Origin of the sequence: Natrialba asiatica DSM 12278 (genome assembly GCF_000337555.1) — an archaeon.
GTDB lineage: Archaea > Halobacteriota > Halobacteria > Halobacteriales > Natrialbaceae > Natrialba > Natrialba asiatica.
The window spans coordinates 1-658 of sequence record NZ_AOIO01000044.1 but is presented as its reverse complement, the minus strand read 5'-3'; the positions used below and the strand labels follow the sequence as shown (position 1 = coordinate 658).

Sequence of the window (658 nt, the reverse complement as noted above, 5' to 3'; positions counted from 1 at the left end):
TCGCACTGACCGTTCGATCAACCTGTTCGCCACGGCAGCGCCGACGACCTGCGAAGCGCGGTCAGGACCGATTCCAGGGGCCTGCTGCACCTCCTCAGGGCTGTGAAGCGGCACGTCAGTCGGATCATCCCACTCGTCAAGCAGGCGCTCGATTGTGTACTCGGTTGGGTTCTTCCGCGACGAGCACTTGCCCTGGTGTCCAACGCGCTTGCCCTTGTGCATCGCTGCCCGAAGCATCCAGAGATCGTGTTCGTTGACCTCGCGGTCGGAGTCGATCGGGTCCGGGTAGTCCCACGGTTCCGCGCCGAAGCCATCAACCTGCTCGAAGTCCTCTGGTGCAAATCCGCGAACACCGTCTGCGATGAGTTTGCGTGCTTGATCGGCGTTCATCGCGGGAATTGATGAGATGCCGCCGGTCGGGTTACGGAAGTAGTGCCGCTCTGACTCGTCTTTTGCAGCGAGTTGGATTCCCGCGGACTGTGGGTATTTTCCGACACTCGTATCGCCACGGTCTGAGACCTGGTCTCGGTCGGCAAGCGACGCCATCTACACTGCCACCTCCTCGCCGCGGAGGAACTCGCCTTCCATTCGATCAGCTTCGCGAGCGTCCTCGTACATCGCCATGTCCGAGTACTCTTGCTCGAGTTCATGGCACGCC

Annotated in this window: 1 protein-coding gene; it reads right to left on the bottom strand. The window is 61.2% G+C overall.

What is annotated here, in order from left to right:
- A partial coding sequence (locus tag C481_RS20190) for a hypothetical protein (protein WP_006111210.1) occupies positions 1-546 on the bottom strand: 546 nt, incomplete at its 3' end.
- Between the last annotated feature and the right edge of the window lie 112 nt (positions 547-658).